Source organism: Cerasibacillus sp. JNUCC 74 (genome assembly GCF_053667775.1).
Window position 1 is genome coordinate 149,908 of sequence record NZ_CM132207.1, and the last position, 20,779, is coordinate 170,686.

Below are 20,779 nucleotides of genomic sequence, written 5' to 3' on the forward strand. Positions count from 1 at the left end.
TCGACATTGGTTCGAACCTAAAGGAAGGCCGACTAAAAGCCTGCTTGCCACCTAATCTTGGCTTACCCTTGTTTTAGAGGCATGTTTACTTTATCTCGAATATAAGGGGTCGTATTTTCCTCATCTATAAAATTTACTTATTATCTTCCGTTTTTTATGAGAGAAGCGGCTCCTAAACTCTCGATTCGTTCGCGTCGATAGTGACATGGAAGATGAAAGGCTATGATAGCGATGCATCGTACGTAGTAAAAGCGTTCTTCTTTTTCAAGAACAAGAAAACTTCGGTAGTGACACATAGTGGTTTTTTAAGGAAAAAAGCAATCCTTTAATGAAGTTACACGTATCTCACCAGAAGACATCGGATTTCGCTACCGGAGCGCCTTTGCTTTTGTTCTTTGCTTGCTTTTGGAGTTCCAGTTGCTAAATGTAAGCTTTTCGCTCGTTGACACTGCCTCAAACTTCGTGGCTCTTTTTGAACAAACATTATAATATAGAGAACGCCACTCCTATAGTGCTCCACGCTTTCCGCATAAAGAACATTAGAAAAACTTGGCTTGTCGCCAAGTCTTTAGCGAAAGCTGTAGCTTTTCTTATACTATAAACCGTAAAATTTTATACTTTCCTATAGTATAAAGAAAGTTAATTACACATTGCTTAGAAAATAAAGAGCTGGAGAATCGATTATCCAATATGACGGATAAGTAAAAACTCCTGGGTATGTAGAAACATTTTTTCTATACTAAAATATGTTAAACTTAATTTAATTAGAGAAAAAAGTAGTCAAAAAAATGGCAAAAATTTTTAAAAATGTGTTTCTCGACTATGTAACTAAAACATTCCGCTCATCCAAATCATCTTTAAATTATTGGTAATTTTCACCTTTTTAAAACAGAAATCAGCCTTTACTAGATGTTAAAATTATTCTTTGTCTCCTAGTTGCAATCCTGTTAAAAACGCATAAATACAACAGTAGCTCCTGAGAAATTGTGGCAGGACTATGGAATTTCGTAGCTAAATTGATAGGAACCTGTAACCTAATGATTGCCAAAATCGTATATAATAGATAAATGAAGGGGTAGTGAGTAAGTTGGCAAAGCGAAAAACGAAATTTGTTTGTCAGGAATGTGGCTATGAGTCAGCAAAATGGATGGGAAAATGTCCTGGCTGCAATAATTGGAATACATTCGTTGAGGAAGTTGAAATTACAGGTGGGAGACAGAGCCATGCGTTTCAAACGGGAAAAAGATCTGTTGGTAGACCTGAAAAAATAACAGCTATCAAAGCTCAAAAAGAACCAAGAATAACAACTGCAATGAAAGAATTCAATCGTGTACTTGGTGGTGGAATTGTTCCTGGTTCGCTCGTATTGATAGGCGGCGATCCTGGGATTGGTAAATCCACATTATTATTACAGATATCTTCGCAATTAGCAGATAAGCAATTGTCGGTATTATACATTTCGGGTGAGGAATCAACTAGACAGACAAAGTTGCGGGCTGATCGTTTAGGAGTGATAGCCGATTCCTTATATGTCTTAGCAGAAACAAATCTGTTAGACATCACGAATACAATTGAGGCAGTTAAGCCATCTTTTGTTGTCATTGACTCGATCCAAACCATTTTTCGTGAAGAGGTTTCTAGTGCTCCAGGTAGTGTTTCTCAAGTACGGGAATGTACAGCAGAGTTAATGAGAATTGCCAAAACGAACGGAATCCCAATCTTTATTGTGGGACATGTTACGAAAGAGGGGGCTATCGCAGGTCCTAGGCTGTTAGAGCATATGGTAGATGCAGTGCTTTATTTTGAAGGTGAACGTCACCATACGTATCGTATCTTACGCGGGGTAAAAAATAGATTTGGCAGTACGAATGAAATGGGAATTTTTGAAATGAAGGAAGAAGGTTTGCGTGAAGTTTTAAATCCTTCCGAAATATTTTTGGAAGAGCGTTCGCAAGGTGCATCAGGTTCGACTGTTGTTGCGTCAATGGAAGGAACAAGGCCAGTTCTTGTTGAGATTCAAGCGTTAATATCCCCTTCGGCATTTGGAAACCCACGTAGAATGGCCACTGGAGTTGATCATAACCGCGTTTCATTGTTGATGGCAGTGCTTGAAAAACGTGTAGGATTAATGCTACAAAATCAGGATGCATATATTAAGGTTGCTGGTGGAGTGAAGTTAGATGAGCCAGCCATTGATTTAGCCATTGCTGTTAGTATTGCTTCTAGCTTTAGGGATCAACCTACCAAGCCAGAAGATATTTTTATTGGAGAAGTAGGCTTAACTGGTGAAATTAGAAGGGTATCGAGAATTGAACAACGTATTCAGGAAGCGGCAAAGCTTGGCTTCAAACGAGTAATTTGCCCACAAAATAATGTAGGTGGTTGGACAATCCCCGATCAAATTGAAGTCATTGGTGTGGATTCTGTGCAAGAAGCGCTGCAAATCGGAGTAAGTAGATAAGATAATCTATAATTTTCACTGCTATTATATGATAATACAACCTATTACCAAATTTTTTACAGTAATAAAGAGAGCGGTATATGGAAGGTATTTCACTTTATTACTTTTTAAGGATTATTTTTTTTCATCCTAGGCAATAATATAAGTTAGGAGGTGGCATTGCTGATGAAAAAGATTGTTCATCTGTTTTTTATTATTTTAGGAGGCACCATCGGTTATTTGTATGTTCCGGTTATTTTAGCACTATTAAATATTGCCGATGTCAACTGGATATTATCCCCTTATGTGGGTATGATAACAGGTGCTATTATTTTCTTTCTCATTTCATATTGGCTTGTCGATTATATTGTAGGGTTTTTAAAGTGGATTGAAGAAGCGTTAATTCGTTTACCTGCGGGTGATTTATTTGCTGGAACATTAGGGCTGATGGGCGGTCTGGTAATTGCCTATTTAATTACCATTCCTTTAAGAGATATTAATATTAAGCTAGTTTCACAAGTTCTTCCACTATTTAGCACAATCTTATTAGGATATTTAGGATTTCAGGTCGGATTTCGTCGGAGAGAAGAATTTGTAAATATTTTAGCTCTGAATAAACGGGAAAAACGTAAGGCACCTGAAGCTGATAACGCATCACCAGTTCAGCCAAAAGCAAAGATTTTGGATACTAGTGTTATCATTGATGGTCGGATTGCTGATATTTGCCAGACAAATTTTTTAGAAGGAACGATTATTATTCCACAATTTGTACTTAGCGAATTGCAACATATTGCGGATTCTTCCGATGTATTAAAACGGAATCGTGGTCGTAGAGGTCTTGATGTGTTAAATCGTATTCAAAAGGAATTACCAGTAAAGGTAGAAATCTATGAAGGTGATTTTGAAGAGATTCATGAAGTAGATAGTAAATTAATTAAGCTAGCAAAAGTAATTGATGGAATTGTTGTAACCAATGACTTTAACTTAAATAAAGTATGCGATTTGCAAGGTGTGTCCGTTTTAAATATTAATGATTTGGCAAATGCGGTTAAACCAGTTGTATTACCAGGCGAAGAATTAGTTGTGCACGTTATTAAAGATGGGAAAGAACATAACCAAGGTATCGCATATCTTGATGATGGTACAATGATTGTTGTAGAAGAAGGCCGAGACTATATCGGAAAGACAATTGAAGTTCTAATAACAAGTGTGCTACAAACATCAGCCGGACGAATGATATTTGCCAAACCAAAATTACTTGAAAAAGCCCTTTAAAAGGGGTATAACTTATAGAGGATAGACAAAGTGATAACATCAATTGTTATCACTTTTGTTATACTATAAAGGAAAGTATAATTTGTATAGTGTAAAAGGAGTTAATCGACCTAAGGTTGGCTAAGATCGCAACATACTTTCAGACTTACTTATGCTTGTAAGATTAGATTAGGGAAGCCATCGTAGCCATTTCCTTTGTAAATGTTCGTAAAAGCGATTACGAGTCTGTCTCACATCCCGTGCATACTTTTAGTCTGATATATTTATTAGCATTTACATGAACTAGCAGTCATACTTCCTCCAGACTTTAGCACAGGCAGATGAGGGGTAAGCTGCATTTTACTAACTACCATGAAGATAGAGAGAATTCTCCGTGGTGGAAAGTCTTACTTTATAACAGAAAGGGGAAGAACCATGACAAATCAGGTTCGAGTACGCTATGCACCAAGCCCAACCGGCCATTTGCATATTGGAAACGCGCGTACAGCATTATTTAATTATTTATTTGCAAAGCATTTTTCTGGAAAAATGATTATTCGTATAGAGGACACAGATGAAAAACGAAATGTTGCTGGAGGTGAAGAAAGCCAGCTTAAATTTTTAAAGTGGTTAGGTATTGAATGGGACGAAGGAGCAGATATCGGCGGTGATTACGGCCCGTATCGCCAAATGGAACGGCTTGATATTTACAAAAAATATGTGGATGACCTCTTGGAAAGAGGATTAGCATATAAATGTTATATGACTGAAGAAGAGCTGGAAGCAGAAAGAGAACAACAGCGTGCAAAAGGACAAGTTCCAAAGTATTCTGGTGCACATCGGGATTTAACCGAGGAGCAAATAGCTGCATTTGAGCGGGAAGGACGTTTACCTAGTATTCGTTTTCGGGTTCCTGAAAATAAGACGTATATCTTTAATGACCTAGTTCGAGACAATATTACATTTGAATCTAGTGATTTTGGTGACTGGGTTATCGTGAAAAAAAATGGGATTCCAACGTATAATTTTGCTGTAGCAATTGATGACCATTTAATGGATATTTCGCATGTTTTACGTGGAGAGGAGCATATTTCAAACACTCCAAAACAAATGATGATCTATGAAGCATTTGGTTGGGAACCGCCTAAATTTGGCCATATGACTTTAATTCTTAATGAAGAACGGAAGAAATTGAGTAAGCGTGATCAGCATATTATCCAATTTATTGAACAATATCATGACTTAGGATACTTACCAGAGGCGCTGTTTAATTTTATTACATTATTAGGGTGGTCCCCAGTTGGAGAAGAAGAGATTTTTGATAAGGAAACATTAATTGACATATTTGATCCAAATCGTTTATCAACCTCAGCGGCGATATTTGACCGCCACAAATTAAAATGGATGAATAATGAATATATTAAAGCAGCTGATCTATCAAAAGTGATTGATTTAGCAATGCCGCATTTAGTAAAAGCAGGGAAATTATCTGAAGATATGGATGCTCAGACTAGAACTTGGGCAGAGAAGATCATTGCTTTGTACAAAAATCAATTACGATATGGAGCAGAGATTGTAGAATTAACCGACTTGTTTTTTACCAAAGATCTTTCTTTAGATGATGCTGCCTGGGAAGTGTTGCAAGGAGAACAAGTTCCAGAAGTATTACAAGTATTTACAGATAAGTTGATTCATTTGGATGATTTTTCTCAGGATAAGATTAAGGCTCAAATCAAAGCAACGCAAAAAGAGACGGGTCACCGTGGTAAAAAATTGTTTATGCCAATTCGGGTAGCGACTACTGGTCAAACGCATGGTCCTGAGCTGCCAGCGTCTATCGAACTACTTGGTAAAGATCTTGTGATTAACCGGTTGGATACCATTTTAAAAAAGCTTGAGGCTTAATGATTCACAACTTATAAAAAATGTAATATAGTATTACTACACAAATAAAAGAGCGTTGATGAGGGAAAGTAGGAAGCAAATCGCTTATACAGAGAGAATCGCCTTGGCTGGAAGTGATTTTAAGCATTGCTTTTGAAGTGCTCCTCGGAGTCCGTTATGGAAATGAGTACATAACGGCGGTACTTACCGTTATAAGCATGAAGTTGGAAGGAGACCATCTCCTTCAAACAGAGTGGAACCGCGCGAAACAAGCGTCTCTGAATCAAATATACAGAGGCGCTTGTTTTTACTTTTTTTAAGAATTTATAAAATTTGTTTATTGTCGTAATCCAGCTTTGCACTTGTCAGACTGACCAGCTGTTTACCTTCTTGTCTAGGAAATAATATCTGTTTCTGGTTAATTTTTTGAAACGTAGTATTGTCTAGCTTTAAACGCTCAAGTTGTAGCAAACTTCGCCATTTCTTCCTGCGATAACTCAACATCGGCTCGAATCTAAAGGAAGGCCTGCTAAAAGCGGGCTTGCCGCTCAGGCGTCGGCATACCATTGTTTTAGAGGCATGTTTCCTTGATCTTATCAGAAGCTCTCCAGTTTGGATGCCGCCTAACCAGGCATTTCTAGCTTTTGTTCTATGTAAAAACGGCTAAAAATGATTATCAAGCTAAGGAATTAAGGACTTTGTTTCATCGAGTGGAAGGCTTGCGAGGCCTTAGAAATAGGGGTGCTGGAAGAAAGCAATAAATAATATTTGATATACCATGTAATTGTTTTATATGTAAACATTAAATTTTCCGCTGCGTTATCTCAACGCCAGCAGCTACAATAATTTTATACATTCTAGGTACAGTAGTTGTACCATTATAATGGACTTAATAGCCCTTTTTAACATTTTCGTAAAAGTAAATATATAACGTTGAAGTTGTTTGTATAAGTATAGATGCAATAGCAGACTGCCTGTCATACTAACAAGGAATAAGTTAACGTCTATCCTGCATCTATAAAAGGTTTACTTTTTTGTTTTTTTACCATAAAGAAAAGGAGGTTAATCAAGTGGGAATATGGAAAAGAATGAAGGAAGATATGGATGTGGTGTTTGAACAAGACCCGGCTGCTCGCTCCTATTTTGAAGTTTTCTTAACCTATTCAGGACTACATGCCGTTTGGTGGCACCGAGTCGCTCATATGTTTTATAGGCGCAGAATGTTTTTTATTGCACGTGCAATCTCTCAGTTGAATCGTTTTTTAACAGGGATCGAAATTCACCCTGGTGCAATTATCGGTCGTCGTTTATTTATTGATCATGGAATGGGAGTTGTCATTGGAGAAACTTGCGAAATTGGTGATAATGTCACCATATTTCAAGGTGTCACTTTAGGTGGTACAGGAAAAGAAAAGGGAAAAAGACATCCCACCGTAAAAGACAATGCACTCATTGCTACAGGTGCAAAGGTTCTTGGTTCTATAACCATTGGCGAAAGCGCTAAGATTGGGGCTGGGTCTGTTGTGCTGAAGGATGTACCGGATCATGCAACCGTAGTAGGGGTTCCAGGAAAGGTAGTGAGGCAACGAGGGGAAAAAATTAGAAAAGACCTCGACCATCATAAACTACCTGATCCAGTTGCAAATCGTTGTGAGCATTTACAACAAGAGATTGATGAATTAAGGGCGGAAATAGCTGAATTAAAAGAAATAGTCAAAGGGAAAGAAGGGAATAGATACGATGTCTATAAAAATCTATAATACGATTACACGTAAAAAAGAAGTATTTACGCCTTTACAGCCGGGAAAGGTAAGTATGTATGTTTGCGGACCAACTGTATACAACTATATTCATATTGGTAATGCACGACCTGCCATTGTCTTTGATACGGTAAGACGTTATTTAGAATATAAAGGTTATGAAGTAGACTATGTGCTTAATTTTACGGATGTAGATGATAAAATAATTAAAGTTGCTAATGAACTTGGAAAAGAAGTGCCTGAGATAGCAGATCAATTTATTTCAGCTTATTTAGAGGATGTAGGAGCTCTAGGTGTAAAGAAAGCAACGCATAATCCGCGAGTGACGGAAGCGATGGATGATATCATTACCTTCATTCAATCCCTAATTGAAAAAGGATATGCCTATGAAGCTGACGGAGATGTTTATTTTAAACCGAGAGAATTTACTGGATATGGGAAGTTATCGCATCAATCCATTGATGAATTACATTCAGGTGCAAGAATACAAGTAGGTGAAAAGAAAACAGATCCATTGGATTTTGCGTTATGGAAGCAAGCAAAAGAAGGAGAAATTTCCTGGGATTCTCCATGGGGGGAAGGTCGTCCCGGCTGGCATATTGAGTGCTCTGCTATGGTTAAAAAATATTTAGGAGAAACGATTGATATTCATGCAGGGGGACAAGATCTTGCCTTTCCTCATCATGAGAATGAGATTGCTCAATCAGAAGCACTCACAGGAAAAACATTTGCTAATTACTGGATGCATAATGGTTATATTAATATTAATAATGAAAAAATGTCAAAGTCACTAGGCAATTATTTGCTTGCAAGAGATTTAATCAATAAATATGATCCTCAAGTTATTCGCTTTTTTATGTTAAGTGTTCATTATCGTCATCCGATTAACTTTACGGAAGAATTACTAGAGAGCGCAGAAAATAGCTTAGACCGAATAAAAACGGCCTATTTTAATTTGGAGCACCGGAAAACGTCTAGCCTTGATTTAGTAGATCATAAAGATGAATGGCTGGAAAAACTGGCTACATGGCGAGATCAATTTGAAGCGGAAATGGACGATGATTTTCATACAGCAAATGCTATTTCTGTTCTGTTTGAGGTTGCAAGGGAAGCCAACGTTTATGTACAAATGAAACAAACTTGCAGTCAGGTAATTGAGGATTTTCAAGACACCATTCGTTCATTTTTAAATATCCTTGGGATTGAGTTAAAAATAGAAACGGACTTGCTTGATGAGGAAATTGAGAAATTAATTGAAGAACGAAATGAAGCAAGAAAAAACCGCGATTTCGGGCGTGCCGATGAAATTAGAGATATGCTAAAAGCTAAAAATATAATTTTAGAAGATACACCTCAAGGGGTTAGATGGAAAAGAGGATAGAAATGGATGTTGATGTAAAACAAATGAAAAGCCTTGCTCTCGCTTACATGGGGGATGCTGTTTATGAATTGTATGTAAGGGAGTATCTTCTAAAACATGGTCAAGTAAAACCGCAGCAGCTGCATCAAAGAGCTATTAAATATGTATCAGGAAAAGCCCAGGCAGCTGTTGTGTTGCACTGGCTAAAATCGGGAACACTAACGAAAGAAGAAGAAAGGATAGTTACTAGAGGTCGGAATGCAAAATCCGGATCGATTCCCAAAAATCTAAATGTACAAATGTATCGTTATAGTACTGCGTTTGAAGCGTTGATTGGTTATCATTATTTACAAAAAAACGAGAACCGACTAATCCAGCTTTTACAACAGGCGGTGGAACAAACAGAAAGGAGTGAGCATGAGCATGGAGAAGGAACTAATTATCGGGAAAAACCCAGTCATTGAAGCATTAAAGTCAGGTAGATCTGTAAATAAAGTATTCGTATCCGAGCATTTAAACGCGAACGCTCAAGCAAAGATTTATCAGTTAGGTAAAAAGGCCGGAACGGTTGTTCAGAAAGTTCCAAAGCAAAAAATAGATCAGCTGACGGGTGGCAATCATCAAGGTGTTGTCGCTTATGTAGCACCATATGACTATGCTTCTTTGGACGAGCTATTTCAACGAGCAGAGCAAAAGGATGAAGCACCTTTCTTGCTTATTTTAGACGAATTGGAGGATCCGCATAATTTAGGGTCGATTTTACGTACTGCAGACGCGGTAGGGGCTCATGGTGTTATTATTCCAAAGCGGCGTTCCGTTGGCTTAACTGCAACTGTAGCTAAAACGGCGGCAGGAGCACTCGAACATGTTCCGGTTGCTAGAGTCACAAATATTGCTAATACTATTGATGAGTTAAAGGAACGACATATATGGGTGGTAGGAACTGAGGCAAATGCAAAAGAGGATTATCGACAGTTGGAGGGAACTTTACCGCTCGCTATCGTTATTGGTAATGAAGGAAAAGGAATGAGTCGATTAGTTCGAAAAAAATGCGATTGGACGGTTCGTTTGCCTATGAAAGGAAAGGTGTCTTCCCTTAACGCTTCTGTTGCCTGTAGTTTACTATTATACGAGGTCTATCGTAAAAGATACCCTTATGGTGAATAGTGTATGGTTGTTTTGATAGTGGATGGCTACAACATGATAGGAGCATGGGAAGAACTCCAAAAGTTAAAAGATAGTGATATTGGACAGGCTAGAGATCGTTTGATTGAATTAATGGCTGAATATCAAGCATTTTCAGGACATCGCGTTATTATTGTATTCGATGCTTACTATGTACGGGGCATAGCAAGTAAAATGAAGGCCTATAACGTAGAAATTATCTTTACAAAGGAAAAAGAAACAGCGGATGAATGCATTGAAAAATTAGTCAAGCAAATTAAAGATATCCGAACTCAAGTATATGTTGCTACTTCAGACTATGCAGAGCAGCGCACTATTTTTGCAAGTGGCGCACTGCGCAAATCAGCCCGTGAATTAAGCATGGAAATAAAAAATATAAAAAAGGATATAGATGCAACGATTAAGGACCATCACAAGCAAAAAGTACATACAAAACTCACGTTAGATGAAGAGACGTTAAGAAAATTCGAAAAATGGAGAAGGGGAAAATTGTAAATTTTATATAAATTTAGGCGAATACCACTCCTTCCAGTGTTGACGACTTTAAAGCGCTTCCTGTATAATAAGCTTTAAATTGAGTGCGGTGTAAGTCGGGGGGAGGGTCATCTTGGTGAATCTCAAACAGGAGATTAGCGATAAGCAATTAAACAGGCTGGATGATGAGGGGATTGTGCAGCTTATTCATCAAGGGAATAGCCGTGCCTTGGATTATTTAATACATAAGTATCGGAATTTTGTACGTGCGAAAGCGCGCACCTACTTCTTAATTGGTGCTGATAAAGAGGATATTGTGCAAGAGGGAATGATCGGTTTATATAAAGCTATCCGTGATTATGATGGAGAAAAGCTGTCATCGTTTAAGGCGTTTGCCGAGTTATGTGTAACAAGACAAATTATAACTGCAATTAAGACAGCGACAAGACAGAAACATATTCCTTTAAACTCTTATGTTTCTTTGGACAAGCCTATTTATGATGAAGAGACAGATCGCACCTTATTGGATGTGATTGCTGGTTCGAAGTCGATTGATCCACAAGAACTATTAATTAATCAAGAAAAATATGGCGACATGGAAATGAAATTATCGGAATTACTAAGTGAATTGGAGAAAAAAGTACTTCGACTTTATTTAGACGGTAAAACGTATCAGGAAATGTCAGTTGATTTAAAGCGACACGTAAAATCGATTGATAATGCACTACAACGAGTAAAGCGCAAGCTGGAGCAACTCATAGAAGGAACGGGAATTTCGTTATGAATTCATGTTTCAAAGGACTCAATTGAGTCCAAATGACAAAGCTGTAAGTTTTCCCATTTAGAAACAAGGATGGCGCTTATGTATTTAAGCCGTCAAATTTTATAAAGCAGTGAATGAGCTACTAAGCTAAATTTTATACATTTTAAAGTAACGAGAAATTTGTTACCCCATTTTAACATGTGACGATCATCTCGTTGTACTTATCCGTTGCAGATAAAGTGGAACTACATTGAAGGACTATAAAATTTTAGAGTTTATAGTATAAGAAAAACTAGGAGCTTTCGCTAAAGACTTGGGACAATCTAAGTTTTTCCAAAAAGAGTGGGATCAAGGCTAGGTTCACAGACGTCCTTGAAAAAGAGGTGCATTTTTACTTTATTCTAATGTATTGCATTCGAAGTTTCTCAATCTGAAAAGAAGGACGTTTTTTCTATGTGCGATATATCGAAGACGTAGTTTTCCTTGTCCTTGAAAAACCGCGGTGTAGGGCTGTCGTAACATACGCTGCCCTGTAGATTCAAATGAATCGGACATTTAGTCAGCAACCTCGTCTTTTTGTTTTTAAGACAGTAAAGTAAGATAGATTCAATGTCTTTATTTGGTATTATTGCAGTGCCGGCTCAACTTAGTATTAAAAATTATATATATTCTAATATATAAAATTCCATGTGTTACTTTTGTCTGACTTCTTAAACATCCTATATAGGGATACATTGACACATTTTTCTAACCATGCTAGAGTAAAATAGTAAAGAAAGCTCTCCAGTTTGAGGTGAGAGGATGAAAAAGAAAGTAACTTTAGCGTGTGCAGTGTGTGCTAGTAGAAATTATACAACGAGCAAAAATGTATCCACACAACCTGTACGGCTGGAAGTAAATAAATATTGTAAAGTTTGTGGGAAGCGTACGTTACATCGTGAAACAAAATAACAGTTTTGAGTTATGAGAGACGTAAAGAAAAATTGTTTTTAATATACAGCATCACTTTCATCTGCTATATGCGATGGAGGTCGTGATTTTCAGGTGTAGGGGGTACAAGCATGTTTCGTTTCTTGAAAAATGTTTCAAGGGAAATGAAGAAAGTTAGTTGGCCAAGTGGAAAAGAGCTTACTAGTTATACAATCACTGTTATTTCAACAGTAGCTTTTGTAGCCTTGTTTTTCTTTTTAATTGACCTTGGAATTACACAAATTTTGAATTTGCTTTAAGATAGATTGAATATTTACTTGTGAATTATGCTATAATGGTATGTAATAAGAGATTATTTAAAACCCGGTCACTATCGGGTTTTTTAAGTTGGAAGCGAATTTATCGTCGGTTAGCGCAGGAAATGGATAGATTAATCTAAAGGGAGGAAAGGACAAAACTAGTTGTCCAAATAACCATGGAAAAAAATTGGTATGTCGTGCATACTTACTCCGGGTATGAAAATAAAGTGAAAATGAATTTGGAAAAACGAGTGAAATCGATGGGGATGGAAGACAAAATCTTTCGCGTTATCGTACCAGAAGATGAAGAAACGGAAATAAAGAATGGGAAAAAGAAAGTAACCAAGAAAAAGTTTTTCCCAGGCTATGTATTAACTGAGATGATTATGACAGATGATTCTTGGTATGTCGTTCGTAACACCCCAGGAGTAACGGGATTTATTGGTTCCAGTGGCGGGGGAACAAAGCCAACCCCATTGCTGCCAGATGAAGTCGAAAGTATTTTAAAACGCATGGGCGTGGCGGACAAAACAGTACAATTTGACTTTGAGCTAAAAGAAAATGTACGTGTAACAGATGGTCCATTTACTGACTTTACTGGTACGATTGAAAATATTGATACGGACAAGCAAAAAGTGAAAGTGCATGTTAATATGTTTGGCCGGGAAACACCTGTAGAATTGGACTTTTCTCAAATTGAAAAGCTAGCATAGCTGATTTAGTTTGTGGAATAACCCCTTGCATTTTTTCATTATTCATGCTAAAATTCTTTTGTTATTCATGCATCTATCCATAGGCTAGAGCAAATAAGAGTGGGAGGGGAAATAAGAGCCCCTATTACCACATCACGGACTTTAAGGAGGTGTGTCTCGTGGCTAAAAAAGTGATTAAACTGGTAAAACTTCAAATCCCAGCTGGAAAAGCAAACCCAGCACCACCAGTAGGACCGGCACTAGGTCAAGCAGGTGTTAACATCATGGGATTTTGTAAAGAATTTAACGCACGTACGCAAGATCAAGCGGGTATGATTATCCCTGTTGAGATAACGGTATTTGAAGACCGTTCATTTACATTTGTTACAAAAACTCCACCTGCAGCTGTACTGTTGAAAAAAGCAGCAGGCATTGAAACTGCTTCAGGTGAACCTAATCGTAATAAAGTTGCAACAGTTAAACGCGATAAAGTGAAAGAAATCGCAGAAACGAAGATGCCTGATTTAAATGCTGCTGATGTAGAAGCAGCGATGCGCATGGTTGAAGGAACTGCACGTAGCATGGGCATTAACATCGAAGACTAATTGTTGCGAACTGGTAAATTAGCATGGATTTAGTAGATGCTAGTTCACTTTCGTTTTGTTGCCGATTAGTGTGTTAGAAGGATTAACTATACGTGGGTTGCGGTTGGAGTCTCCTCGCAACCTTTTTCGTGAAGATGGTAATTTAGCCCAATAGCTAGATTATCTTCTTAAACTTTATAAAAGCTGTGTGTGGCTTTTATAAGTGGGAGGTACTACCGTTATAACCACATTTGAGGAGGAAATAAAGATGGCTAAAAAAGGAAAAAAGCATCAAGAAGCTGCTAAGCTTGTTGATCGCACAAAAGCATATGATGTAGCTGAAGCAATTGCGCTCGTAAAAGAGACGGCAAAAGCAAATTTTGATGAAACAGTGGAAGCTGCTTTTCGTTTAGGTGTGGATCCTAAAAAGGCAGATCAGCAAATCCGTGGGGCGATGGTCTTGCCGCATGGAACAGGTAAAACACAACGTGTACTTGTTTTTGCTAAAGGTGAAAAAGCAAAAGAAGCTGAGGCAGCTGGCGCTGATTATATAGGAGATGCGGATTATATCAATAAGATTAACCAAGGTTGGTTTGATTTTGATGTTGTCGTAGCAACTCCGGATATGATGGCAGAAGTTGGTAAGTTAGGAAGAGTGTTGGGACCAAAAGGATTAATGCCAAACCCAAAAACTGGAACAGTCACATTTGAAGTTGAAAAAGCAGTTCAGGATATTAAAGCTGGTAAAGTAGAATATCGTGTTGATAAGTCTTCCAATGTTCATGTTCCAATTGGTAAAGTTTCGTTTGATGAGCAAAAGCTTATTGAAAACTTTGTTGCTATTACGGAGACACTTATCAAAGCGAAGCCACAAGCTGCAAAAGGAAAATACATGAAAAACGCTTCTGTGTCATCTACCATGGGACCGGGAATTCGCGTAGATGTTTCCAGCTTTGTACGCTAATTAGAAAAGTGTTGACTTTTTAGTGTTGTTTCGCTATACTTTGTTTTGTGAATAAAAGAATACGTTGTACCGTAGACAGCAGGGGCATTACACGCTTAATCATCCTGCCGAGGTTATTGATAATGATTTGGTAATATGGAATATTCCAATGATTATAAAGCTCTCATGTCTACGTGAGAGCTTTTTATATGCGTTCGTGCTGGCTAAGATTACGGTATATTATGTATTTTTCAGGAGGTGGAAGAATGTCTAAAGTTATTGAGCAAAAGAAGCAGTTAGTAGAAGAAATTAAAGAAAAATTTCTTGATAGCCAAACATCAGTAGTTGTTGATTACCGCGGTTTGGATGTTGCCGAGGTAACGGAACTACGCAAGCAACTGCGCGAAGAAGGTATTGATTTTAAAGTATACAAAAACACCATGACTCGTCGTGCTGCAGAAGCTGCAGAATTAAATGAACTAACGGAAACACTTGTTGGTCCATCCGCAATAGCGTTTAGTAAAGACGATGCAGTAGCTCCAGCTCGCATTATTAAGAATTTCGCTAAAGACCATGAAGCGCTTGAAATCAAAGGTGGCGTTATTCAAGGTAGTGTTGCTACACTTGATCAAATTAAAGAGCTTGCCGATCTTCCAAGCTACGAAGGTATGGTTTCCATGCTTCTTAGCGTACTTCAAGCTCCGATTCGCAACCTTGCTTACGTTACTAAAGCAGTTGCAGAGCAAAAAGAAGAACAAGGCGCATAATTTGCGTGTAACGGTATAAAAAATAATATTTTAGGAGGATTTTAATTATGACGAAAGAACAAATTATTGAAGCGGTTAAAGAAATGTCTGTATTAGAACTAAATGATTTAGTTAAAGCAATTGAAGAAGAATTTGGAGTAACAGCTGCAGCACCTGTAGCAGTAGCAGGAGCTGCTGGCGGCGGTGAAGCAGCAGAAGAACAAACTGAATTTGATGTTGTGCTTACAGAAGCAGGAGCTTCAAAAATTAAAGTTGTTAAAGCTGTACGTGAAATTACTGGCCTTGGACTTAAAGATGCAAAAGAATTGGTTGATAATGCACCAAAAGCAGTTAAAGAAGGCGTATCTAAAGAGGACGCAGAAGAAGTTAAAGGTAAGTTAGAAGAAGCAGGTGCAACTGTAGAAGTTAAGTAACTTGGTAAATAAACAGAGCTCGTCGTATCTACTGCGGCGGGCTCTCTACGTATCCTAGGTTTGACTTTGGCTGAAATCTTAGCCGACGATCATTCATCCCAACTATTTTAAATAACCTTCAATAATGAATTAAAGTAGGTGCCAAATGAGCGAGCATTACTTTTCACAAAAACCTCAAACAAAAAGTTCACCAAAGACATGGTATTACCAAACAAATGGAAAGCAATATACGTTTACCAGTGATGTAGGCGTATTTTCGAAAAGAGAAGTGGATTTCGGTAGCCGGCTTTTAATTGAACAATTTAAAGAACCAACTGTACCTGGAGATTTTTTAGATCTTGGTTGCGGCTATGGTCCAATTGGTATCCTCGTGGCGGATCGTTATCCCTCTCGGCATATGGTAATGGTTGACATTAATGAACGGGCAGTTAAATTGGCAGCGGAGAATGCTCGGCAAAATGGTGTAACCAACCTGACTTGTTTACAGAGCGATAAATTGGCAGATGTAAAAAACCGAACATTTGCAGCAGTTCTGACAAACCCCCCTATCCGTGCCGGTAAGCAAGTAGTACATGAGATGTTTGCAGAAGCACAGCAGGTAATTGTACAAGGTGGATCACTATGGGTCGTTATTCAAAAAAAGCAAGGTGCTCCTTCCGCAAAGAAAAAATTAGAGCAATTATTTGCCACTGTTGAGACGGTTGCTAAACGCAAGGGATATTATATTTTACGAGCGGATAAAGTTTGACCAAGAGAAGCTCTTATGGTAAGATAGGTAAATGCTAACATGGCGCTTATTATGTCAAGAGAATAATTGGTGAATTCAACAAGTATATTTCACCAAACTTCGGAAACAATGGTAAAATAGGGAAATTTCCTGCTTGTTTGAAAATATACCCCCACGGAGAGGTGTACGAAATGAAACCATTATTTTCTATCAACATCCATGCGATTAAAAGATACTTGTAATCCTTTTTTGGTTACAAGTTTGTTACTTATGCTTGCACATAATTTGTGAATCGAGCTAATACGAAAGGCCAAGGAGGCTTCTTGCTTCTAAATTGGCTGTTTTTATCCCGCATGTAAGGTGCCGTAAGACTCCCACTTCAAGAGCCTCCGAGTTGATACAAAAGGTCTAAGTGGGAGAAAACGGCACCTAAATGCCCGATTCGTTCAACTAACATTCCGTAGGAGATGGAAGAAAACTCCTACGGAATGAAGGTTCATTTTATACGTTAAAACGATATAGATTTTAGTTTAGAAGTTGATTCGACGACGTAAAGATTCTAATGTTTAGGATAAGTGAAGACTAGCAGGCGCCTACGCCAGAGGTTTGGCGCTTGCCAAGTTTTCCTTTATTATATTAAATTTCGCGTAGAATTACAATCTACGAAAAAGTATCATTTAAGGGGTGAAGCAGTTGACAGGACAACTAGTTCAGTATGGGCGGCACCGCCAGCGCAGAAGCTATGCACGCATCAGTGAAGTATTAGAGTTGCCTAATTTAATCGAAATCCAAACAGCTTCTTACGAATGGTTTTTAGAAGAAGGACTGCGTGAGATGTTTCAAGACATTTCACCAATAGAGGATTTTACAGGCAATCTATCACTTGAATTTGTTGATTACAGTTTAGGTGAGCCGAAGTATCCTGTAGATGAGTCGAAGGAAAGAGATGTTACGTATAATGCTCCACTTCGTGTGAAAGTTCGCTTGATTAATAACGAAACGGGCGAAGTAAAAGAACAAGAAGTGTTTATGGGTGATTTTCCATTAATGACAGATACAGGAACCTTTATTATCAATGGAGCAGAGCGTGTTATTGTTTCTCAGCTCGTACGTTCACCAAGTGTTTATTATAATGAAAAAATTGATAAAAACGGAAAAAGAGGCGTAGCTGCAACTGTTATTCCAAACCGTGGTGCGTGGTTGGAATTTGAAACAGACGCAAAAGATGTTGTCCATGTTCGGATTGATCGTACACGTAAATTGCCAATCACCGTACTATTACGGGCACTTGGATTTGGAAGTGACCAGGAAATCCTTGATCTTTTAGGTGAAAATGAATACCTGAAGAATACACTTGAAAAGGATAATACAGAAACAACAGAAAAAGCATTGTTAGAAATTTATGAGCGCTTACGTCCTGGAGAACCACCTACCGTAGAAAATGCAAGAAGCTTATTAATCTCACGCTTTTTTGACCCAAAACGTTATGATTTAGCACATGTAGGCCGTTACAAAATGAATAAAAAACTGCATATCAAAAATCGCTTGTTTAACCAAGTGTTGGCAGAAACAATTGTAGACCCTGAAACAGGCGAAGTGCTGGCAGAAAAAGGCGAGAGAGTTGAAAGAAAGCTATTAAATAAATTACTTCTATATTTAGACCGGGAAGAAGAGAAGCTTGGTCAAAAGGTAATCGATCCTAAAGGTGGCGTGTTAGATGACCCAATCGAGCTTCAGTGTATCAAAATTATTGACCCTACTGACCCAAGTGGCGAGCGGGTACTAAATGTCATCGGGAATGCAAATATTGAAAGTAGTGTAAAAAATATAACTCCTGCTGATATATTAGCTTCTATTAGCTATTTCTTTAACCTATTGCATCAAGTTGGCTATACAGATGATATTGACCATCTAGGAAATCGTCGTCTTCGTTCCGTAGGTGAATTATTGCAAAACCAGTTCCGTATTGGATTATCTCGAATGGAACGTGTTGTGCGTGAAAGAATGTCTATTCAGGATACATCCAGCATTACACCGCAACAATTAATAAATATTCGCCCGGTGATTGCTTCTATTAAAGAGTTTTTTGGCAGTTCTCAGCTATCCCAGTTTATGGATCAAACAAATCCACTGGCTGAATTAACACATAAGCGTCGACTGTCGGCACTAGGCCCTGGCGGTTTGACTCGTGAACGCGCGGGTTTTGAAGTACGTGACGTTCATTACTCACACTATGGACGTATGTGTCCGATCGAAACGCCTGAAGGACCAAACATCGGACTTATTAACTCCTTATCCAGCTTTGCTAAAGTTAATAAGTTTGGTTTTATTGAAACGCCATACCGTCGCGTTGATCCGGAAACAGGAAGAGTAACATCACATATTGATTACCTTACTGCAGATGAAGAAGATAGTTATGTTGTTGCTCAGGCTAATGCCAAGCTGACAGAAGACGGTTATTTTGCTGAAGAGGAAGTTGTAGCGCGTTTTCGTGGAGAAAACACAGTTGTTCCACGTGAAAAAATTGATTATATGGATGTTTCACCAAAACAGGTCGTTTCAGCGGCGACTGCGTGTATTCCGTTTCTGGAAAACGATGACTCGAACCGTGCATTAATGGGAGCAAACATGCAGCGTCAAGCTGTACCCCTATTACAACCAGAAGCTCCAATTGTCGGAACAGGAATGGAATATGTTAACGGGAAAGATTCTGGTGCAGCAATCATTTGCCGTCATGATGGAATTGTTGAAAATGTGGAGGCAAAGCAGGTACTAGTCCGCAGAACTTCTGTAGTAGATGGGAAAGAGGTTAAGGGTGACTTAGATCGATATAAACTACAAAAATATGTACGTTCTAACCAAGGAACTTGCTATAACCAACGTCCGATTGTACGTGAAGGCGAGCGTGTATCAAAAGGAGAAATACTTGCTGACGGTCCATCCATGGAAAATGGAGAACTCGCATTAGGGCGAAATGTACTCGTTGGATTCATGACATGGGAAGGCTATAACTATGAAGATGCCATTATCATGAGTGAACGCCTTGTAAAAGATGATGTCTACACTTCTATTCATATTGAGGAATACGAATCAGAAGCCCGTGATACAAAGTTAGGACCAGAAGAAATTACTAGAGATATCCCAAATGTTGGTGAAGAGGCTTTAAAGAACCTGAATGAATATGGAATTATTCGTATAGGTGCTGAAGTAAAAGACGGTGATATTCTTGTTGGTAAGGTTACACCAAAAGGAGTAACTGAGTTATCCGCAGAAGAACGGTTATTACATGCTATCTTTGGTGAAAAGGCACGTGAAGTTCGTGACACGTCTTTGCGTGTACCGCATGGTGCAGGTGGAATTGTGCTTGATGTAAAAATCTTTAATCGCGAAGACGGCGACGAATTATCACCAGGAGTAAATGAATTGGTACGTGTTTACATTGTACAAAAACGTAAAATTCATGAAGGTGACAAGATGGCTGGTCGTCACGGAAACAAAGGGGTTATCTCAAAAATCTTACCAGAAGAAGATATGCCTTTCTTACCAGACGGCACACCGATCGATATTATGCTTAACCCACTAGGAGTACCTTCACGAATGAACATCGGACAGGTGTTTGAATTGCATTTAGGTATGGCCGCACGTGCGCTCGGTATTCATATGGCAACACCTGTATTTGACGGTGCTACGGAAGAAGATGTGTGGGAGACACTTGAAGAAGCTGGTATGCCTCGGGATGCAAAAACCATTTTGTATGATGGAAGATCTGGGGAACCGTTTGACAACCGGGTGTCTGTTGGTGTTATGTATATGATAAAGCTTGCTCATATGGTCGATGATAAACTACATGCTCGTTCGACAGGTCCTTATTCTCTTGTTACACAGCAACCACTTGGAGGAAAAGCGCAATTTGGTGGTCAGCGTTTCGGAGAGATGGAGGTTTGGGCACTAGAAGCATATGGTGCAGCTTACACTTTACAAGAGATTTTAACTGTAAAATCGGATGATGTGGTTGGGCGTGTTAAAACATATGAAGCTATTGTTAAAGGTGACAATGTACCAGAACCGGGAGTTCCTGAATCCTTCAAGGTCTTGATTAAAGAATTGCAAAGCCTTGGCATGGATGTAAAAATGCTATCTAGTGAAGAAGAAGAAATAGACATGAGAGAATTAGAAGAAGATGATACTCACCATGCAAGTAAGCTAAATATAGAAGTTGAGGAAAAATAACAATTAACATGAAGCTGGTTGGCTCGATCTGTGGAGCTATCCGCCAGTATTCTACTGATGTACCAACCAGCTGT

General features: G+C 38.4%; 18 protein-coding genes and 2 other annotated features. All 18 genes read left to right on the top strand.

What is annotated here, in order from left to right; translation table 11 throughout:
- Window positions 1-1,087 precede the first annotated feature (1,087 nt).
- The 18 genes from radA (at window position 1,088) to rpoB (ending at window position 20,705) form a co-directional block, all read left to right on the top strand.
- Window positions 1,088-2,461, top strand: a complete 1,374-nt coding sequence (gene radA, locus JNUCC74_RS00675; RefSeq protein ID WP_454066543.1) for a DNA repair protein RadA — start codon at window positions 1,088-1,090, stop codon at window positions 2,459-2,461.
- A gap of 162 nt (window positions 2,462-2,623) precedes the next feature.
- Entirely contained in the window at window positions 2,624-3,715 is a 1,092-nt protein-coding gene (locus tag JNUCC74_RS00680; RefSeq protein WP_454067802.1) for a PIN domain-containing protein, read from the top strand.
- A 414-nt stretch (window positions 3,716-4,129) separates the two neighbouring features.
- Window positions 4,130-5,599, top strand: a complete 1,470-nt coding sequence (gene gltX, locus JNUCC74_RS00685; RefSeq protein ID WP_454066544.1) for a glutamate--tRNA ligase — start codon at window positions 4,130-4,132, stop codon at window positions 5,597-5,599.
- A 46-nt stretch (window positions 5,600-5,645) separates the two neighbouring features.
- Window positions 5,646-5,861: a binding site (T-box leader), on the top strand.
- A gap of 805 nt (window positions 5,862-6,666) precedes the next feature.
- On the top strand, window positions 6,667-7,338 hold the full coding sequence (gene cysE, locus JNUCC74_RS00690; RefSeq protein ID WP_179104446.1) for a serine O-acetyltransferase: 672 nt from the start codon (window positions 6,667-6,669) through the stop codon (window positions 7,336-7,338).
- Window positions 7,319-8,719 (top strand): cysteine--tRNA ligase, encoded by a 1,401-nt coding sequence (cysS, locus tag JNUCC74_RS00695; protein ID WP_454066545.1) that lies wholly within the window; start codon window positions 7,319-7,321, stop codon window positions 8,717-8,719. Before cysE ends, cysS begins: the two co-directional genes overlap by 20 nt.
- A gap of 2 nt (window positions 8,720-8,721) precedes the next feature.
- Window positions 8,722-9,162 (top strand): Mini-ribonuclease 3, encoded by a 441-nt coding sequence (locus tag JNUCC74_RS00700; protein WP_454066546.1) that lies wholly within the window; start codon window positions 8,722-8,724, stop codon window positions 9,160-9,162.
- Window positions 9,122-9,865, top strand: coding sequence for a 23S rRNA (guanosine(2251)-2'-O)-methyltransferase RlmB (gene rlmB / locus JNUCC74_RS00705; RefSeq protein ID WP_077318960.1), 744 nt, complete (start codon window positions 9,122-9,124; stop codon window positions 9,863-9,865). Before JNUCC74_RS00700 ends, rlmB begins: the two co-directional genes overlap by 41 nt.
- Before the next feature lie 3 nt (window positions 9,866-9,868).
- Window positions 9,869-10,378: an NYN domain-containing protein gene (locus JNUCC74_RS00710; RefSeq protein ID WP_454066547.1), complete on the top strand. Its 510-nt coding sequence runs from the start codon at window positions 9,869-9,871 to the stop codon at window positions 10,376-10,378.
- Between the two features lie 112 nt (window positions 10,379-10,490).
- A complete protein-coding gene (gene sigH, locus JNUCC74_RS00715) occupies window positions 10,491-11,141 on the top strand; it encodes an RNA polymerase sporulation sigma factor SigH (RefSeq protein ID WP_077318962.1) in 651 nt (216 codons plus the stop codon).
- 780 nt (window positions 11,142-11,921) lie between these two features.
- Window positions 11,922-12,071 (top strand): 50S ribosomal protein L33, encoded by a 150-nt coding sequence (gene rpmG, locus JNUCC74_RS00720; protein ID WP_454066548.1) that lies wholly within the window; start codon window positions 11,922-11,924, stop codon window positions 12,069-12,071.
- 110 nt (window positions 12,072-12,181) lie between these two features.
- Window positions 12,182-12,349, top strand: a complete 168-nt coding sequence (gene secE, locus JNUCC74_RS00725; RefSeq protein WP_077318964.1) for a preprotein translocase subunit SecE — start codon at window positions 12,182-12,184, stop codon at window positions 12,347-12,349.
- Between the two features lie 176 nt (window positions 12,350-12,525).
- Entirely contained in the window at window positions 12,526-13,062 is a 537-nt protein-coding gene (gene nusG, locus JNUCC74_RS00730) for a transcription termination/antitermination protein NusG (protein WP_077318965.1), read from the top strand.
- Window positions 13,063-13,220: 158 nt separating this feature from the next.
- On the top strand, window positions 13,221-13,646 hold the full coding sequence (gene rplK, locus JNUCC74_RS00735) for a 50S ribosomal protein L11 (protein WP_143695764.1): 426 nt from the start codon (window positions 13,221-13,223) through the stop codon (window positions 13,644-13,646).
- Window positions 13,647-13,893: 247 nt separating this feature from the next.
- Complete coding sequence (gene rplA / locus JNUCC74_RS00740) at window positions 13,894-14,589, top strand: 50S ribosomal protein L1 (RefSeq protein WP_454066549.1); 696 nt, start codon at window positions 13,894-13,896, stop codon at window positions 14,587-14,589.
- A gap of 51 nt (window positions 14,590-14,640) precedes the next feature.
- Window positions 14,641-14,785: a sequence feature (ribosomal protein L10 leader region), on the top strand.
- Window positions 14,786-14,834: 49 nt separating this feature from the next.
- Window positions 14,835-15,335, top strand: coding sequence for a 50S ribosomal protein L10 (gene rplJ, locus JNUCC74_RS00745; protein WP_454066550.1), 501 nt, complete (start codon window positions 14,835-14,837; stop codon window positions 15,333-15,335).
- Between the two features lie 47 nt (window positions 15,336-15,382).
- Window positions 15,383-15,748 carry a 50S ribosomal protein L7/L12 gene (rplL, locus tag JNUCC74_RS00750; RefSeq protein WP_077318969.1) on the top strand — a complete coding sequence of 122 codons (366 nt, stop codon included), beginning with the start codon at window positions 15,383-15,385 and terminating at the stop codon, window positions 15,746-15,748.
- A 145-nt stretch (window positions 15,749-15,893) separates the two neighbouring features.
- Window positions 15,894-16,496, top strand: a complete 603-nt coding sequence (locus JNUCC74_RS00755; protein ID WP_454066551.1) for a class I SAM-dependent methyltransferase — start codon at window positions 15,894-15,896, stop codon at window positions 16,494-16,496.
- Window positions 16,497-17,159: 663 nt separating this feature from the next.
- Window positions 17,160-20,705 (top strand): DNA-directed RNA polymerase subunit beta, encoded by a 3,546-nt coding sequence (gene rpoB / locus JNUCC74_RS00760; RefSeq protein WP_454066552.1) that lies wholly within the window; start codon window positions 17,160-17,162, stop codon window positions 20,703-20,705.
- Window positions 20,706-20,779 lie beyond the last annotated feature (74 nt).

Bases quoted from the DNA above. Each gene is read 5' to 3' on its own strand.
- gltX (WP_454066544.1), top strand. From the start codon at position 4,130: ATGACAAATCAGGTTCGAGTACGCTATGCACCAAGCCCAACCGGCCAT.
- cysE (WP_179104446.1), top strand. From the start codon at position 6,667: ATGAAGGAAGATATGGATGTGGTGTTTGAACAAGACCCGGCTGCTCGC.
- cysS (WP_454066545.1), top strand. From the start codon at position 7,319: ATGTCTATAAAAATCTATAATACGATTACACGTAAAAAAGAAGTATTT.
- JNUCC74_RS00700 (WP_454066546.1), top strand. From the start codon at position 8,722: ATGGATGTTGATGTAAAACAAATGAAAAGCCTTGCTCTCGCTTACATG.
- rlmB (WP_077318960.1), top strand. From the start codon at position 9,122: ATGGAGAAGGAACTAATTATCGGGAAAAACCCAGTCATTGAAGCATTA.
- JNUCC74_RS00710 (WP_454066547.1), top strand. From the start codon at position 9,869: ATGGTTGTTTTGATAGTGGATGGCTACAACATGATAGGAGCATGGGAA.
- rpmG (WP_454066548.1), top strand. From the start codon at position 11,922: ATGAAAAAGAAAGTAACTTTAGCGTGTGCAGTGTGTGCTAGTAGAAAT.
- secE (WP_077318964.1), top strand. From the start codon at position 12,182: ATGTTTCGTTTCTTGAAAAATGTTTCAAGGGAAATGAAGAAAGTTAGT.
- nusG (WP_077318965.1), top strand. From the start codon at position 12,526: ATGGAAAAAAATTGGTATGTCGTGCATACTTACTCCGGGTATGAAAAT.
- rplA (WP_454066549.1), top strand. From the start codon at position 13,894: ATGGCTAAAAAAGGAAAAAAGCATCAAGAAGCTGCTAAGCTTGTTGAT.
- rplJ (WP_454066550.1), top strand. From the start codon at position 14,835: ATGTCTAAAGTTATTGAGCAAAAGAAGCAGTTAGTAGAAGAAATTAAA.
- rplL (WP_077318969.1), top strand. From the start codon at position 15,383: ATGACGAAAGAACAAATTATTGAAGCGGTTAAAGAAATGTCTGTATTA.
- JNUCC74_RS00755 (WP_454066551.1), top strand. From the start codon at position 15,894: ATGAGCGAGCATTACTTTTCACAAAAACCTCAAACAAAAAGTTCACCA.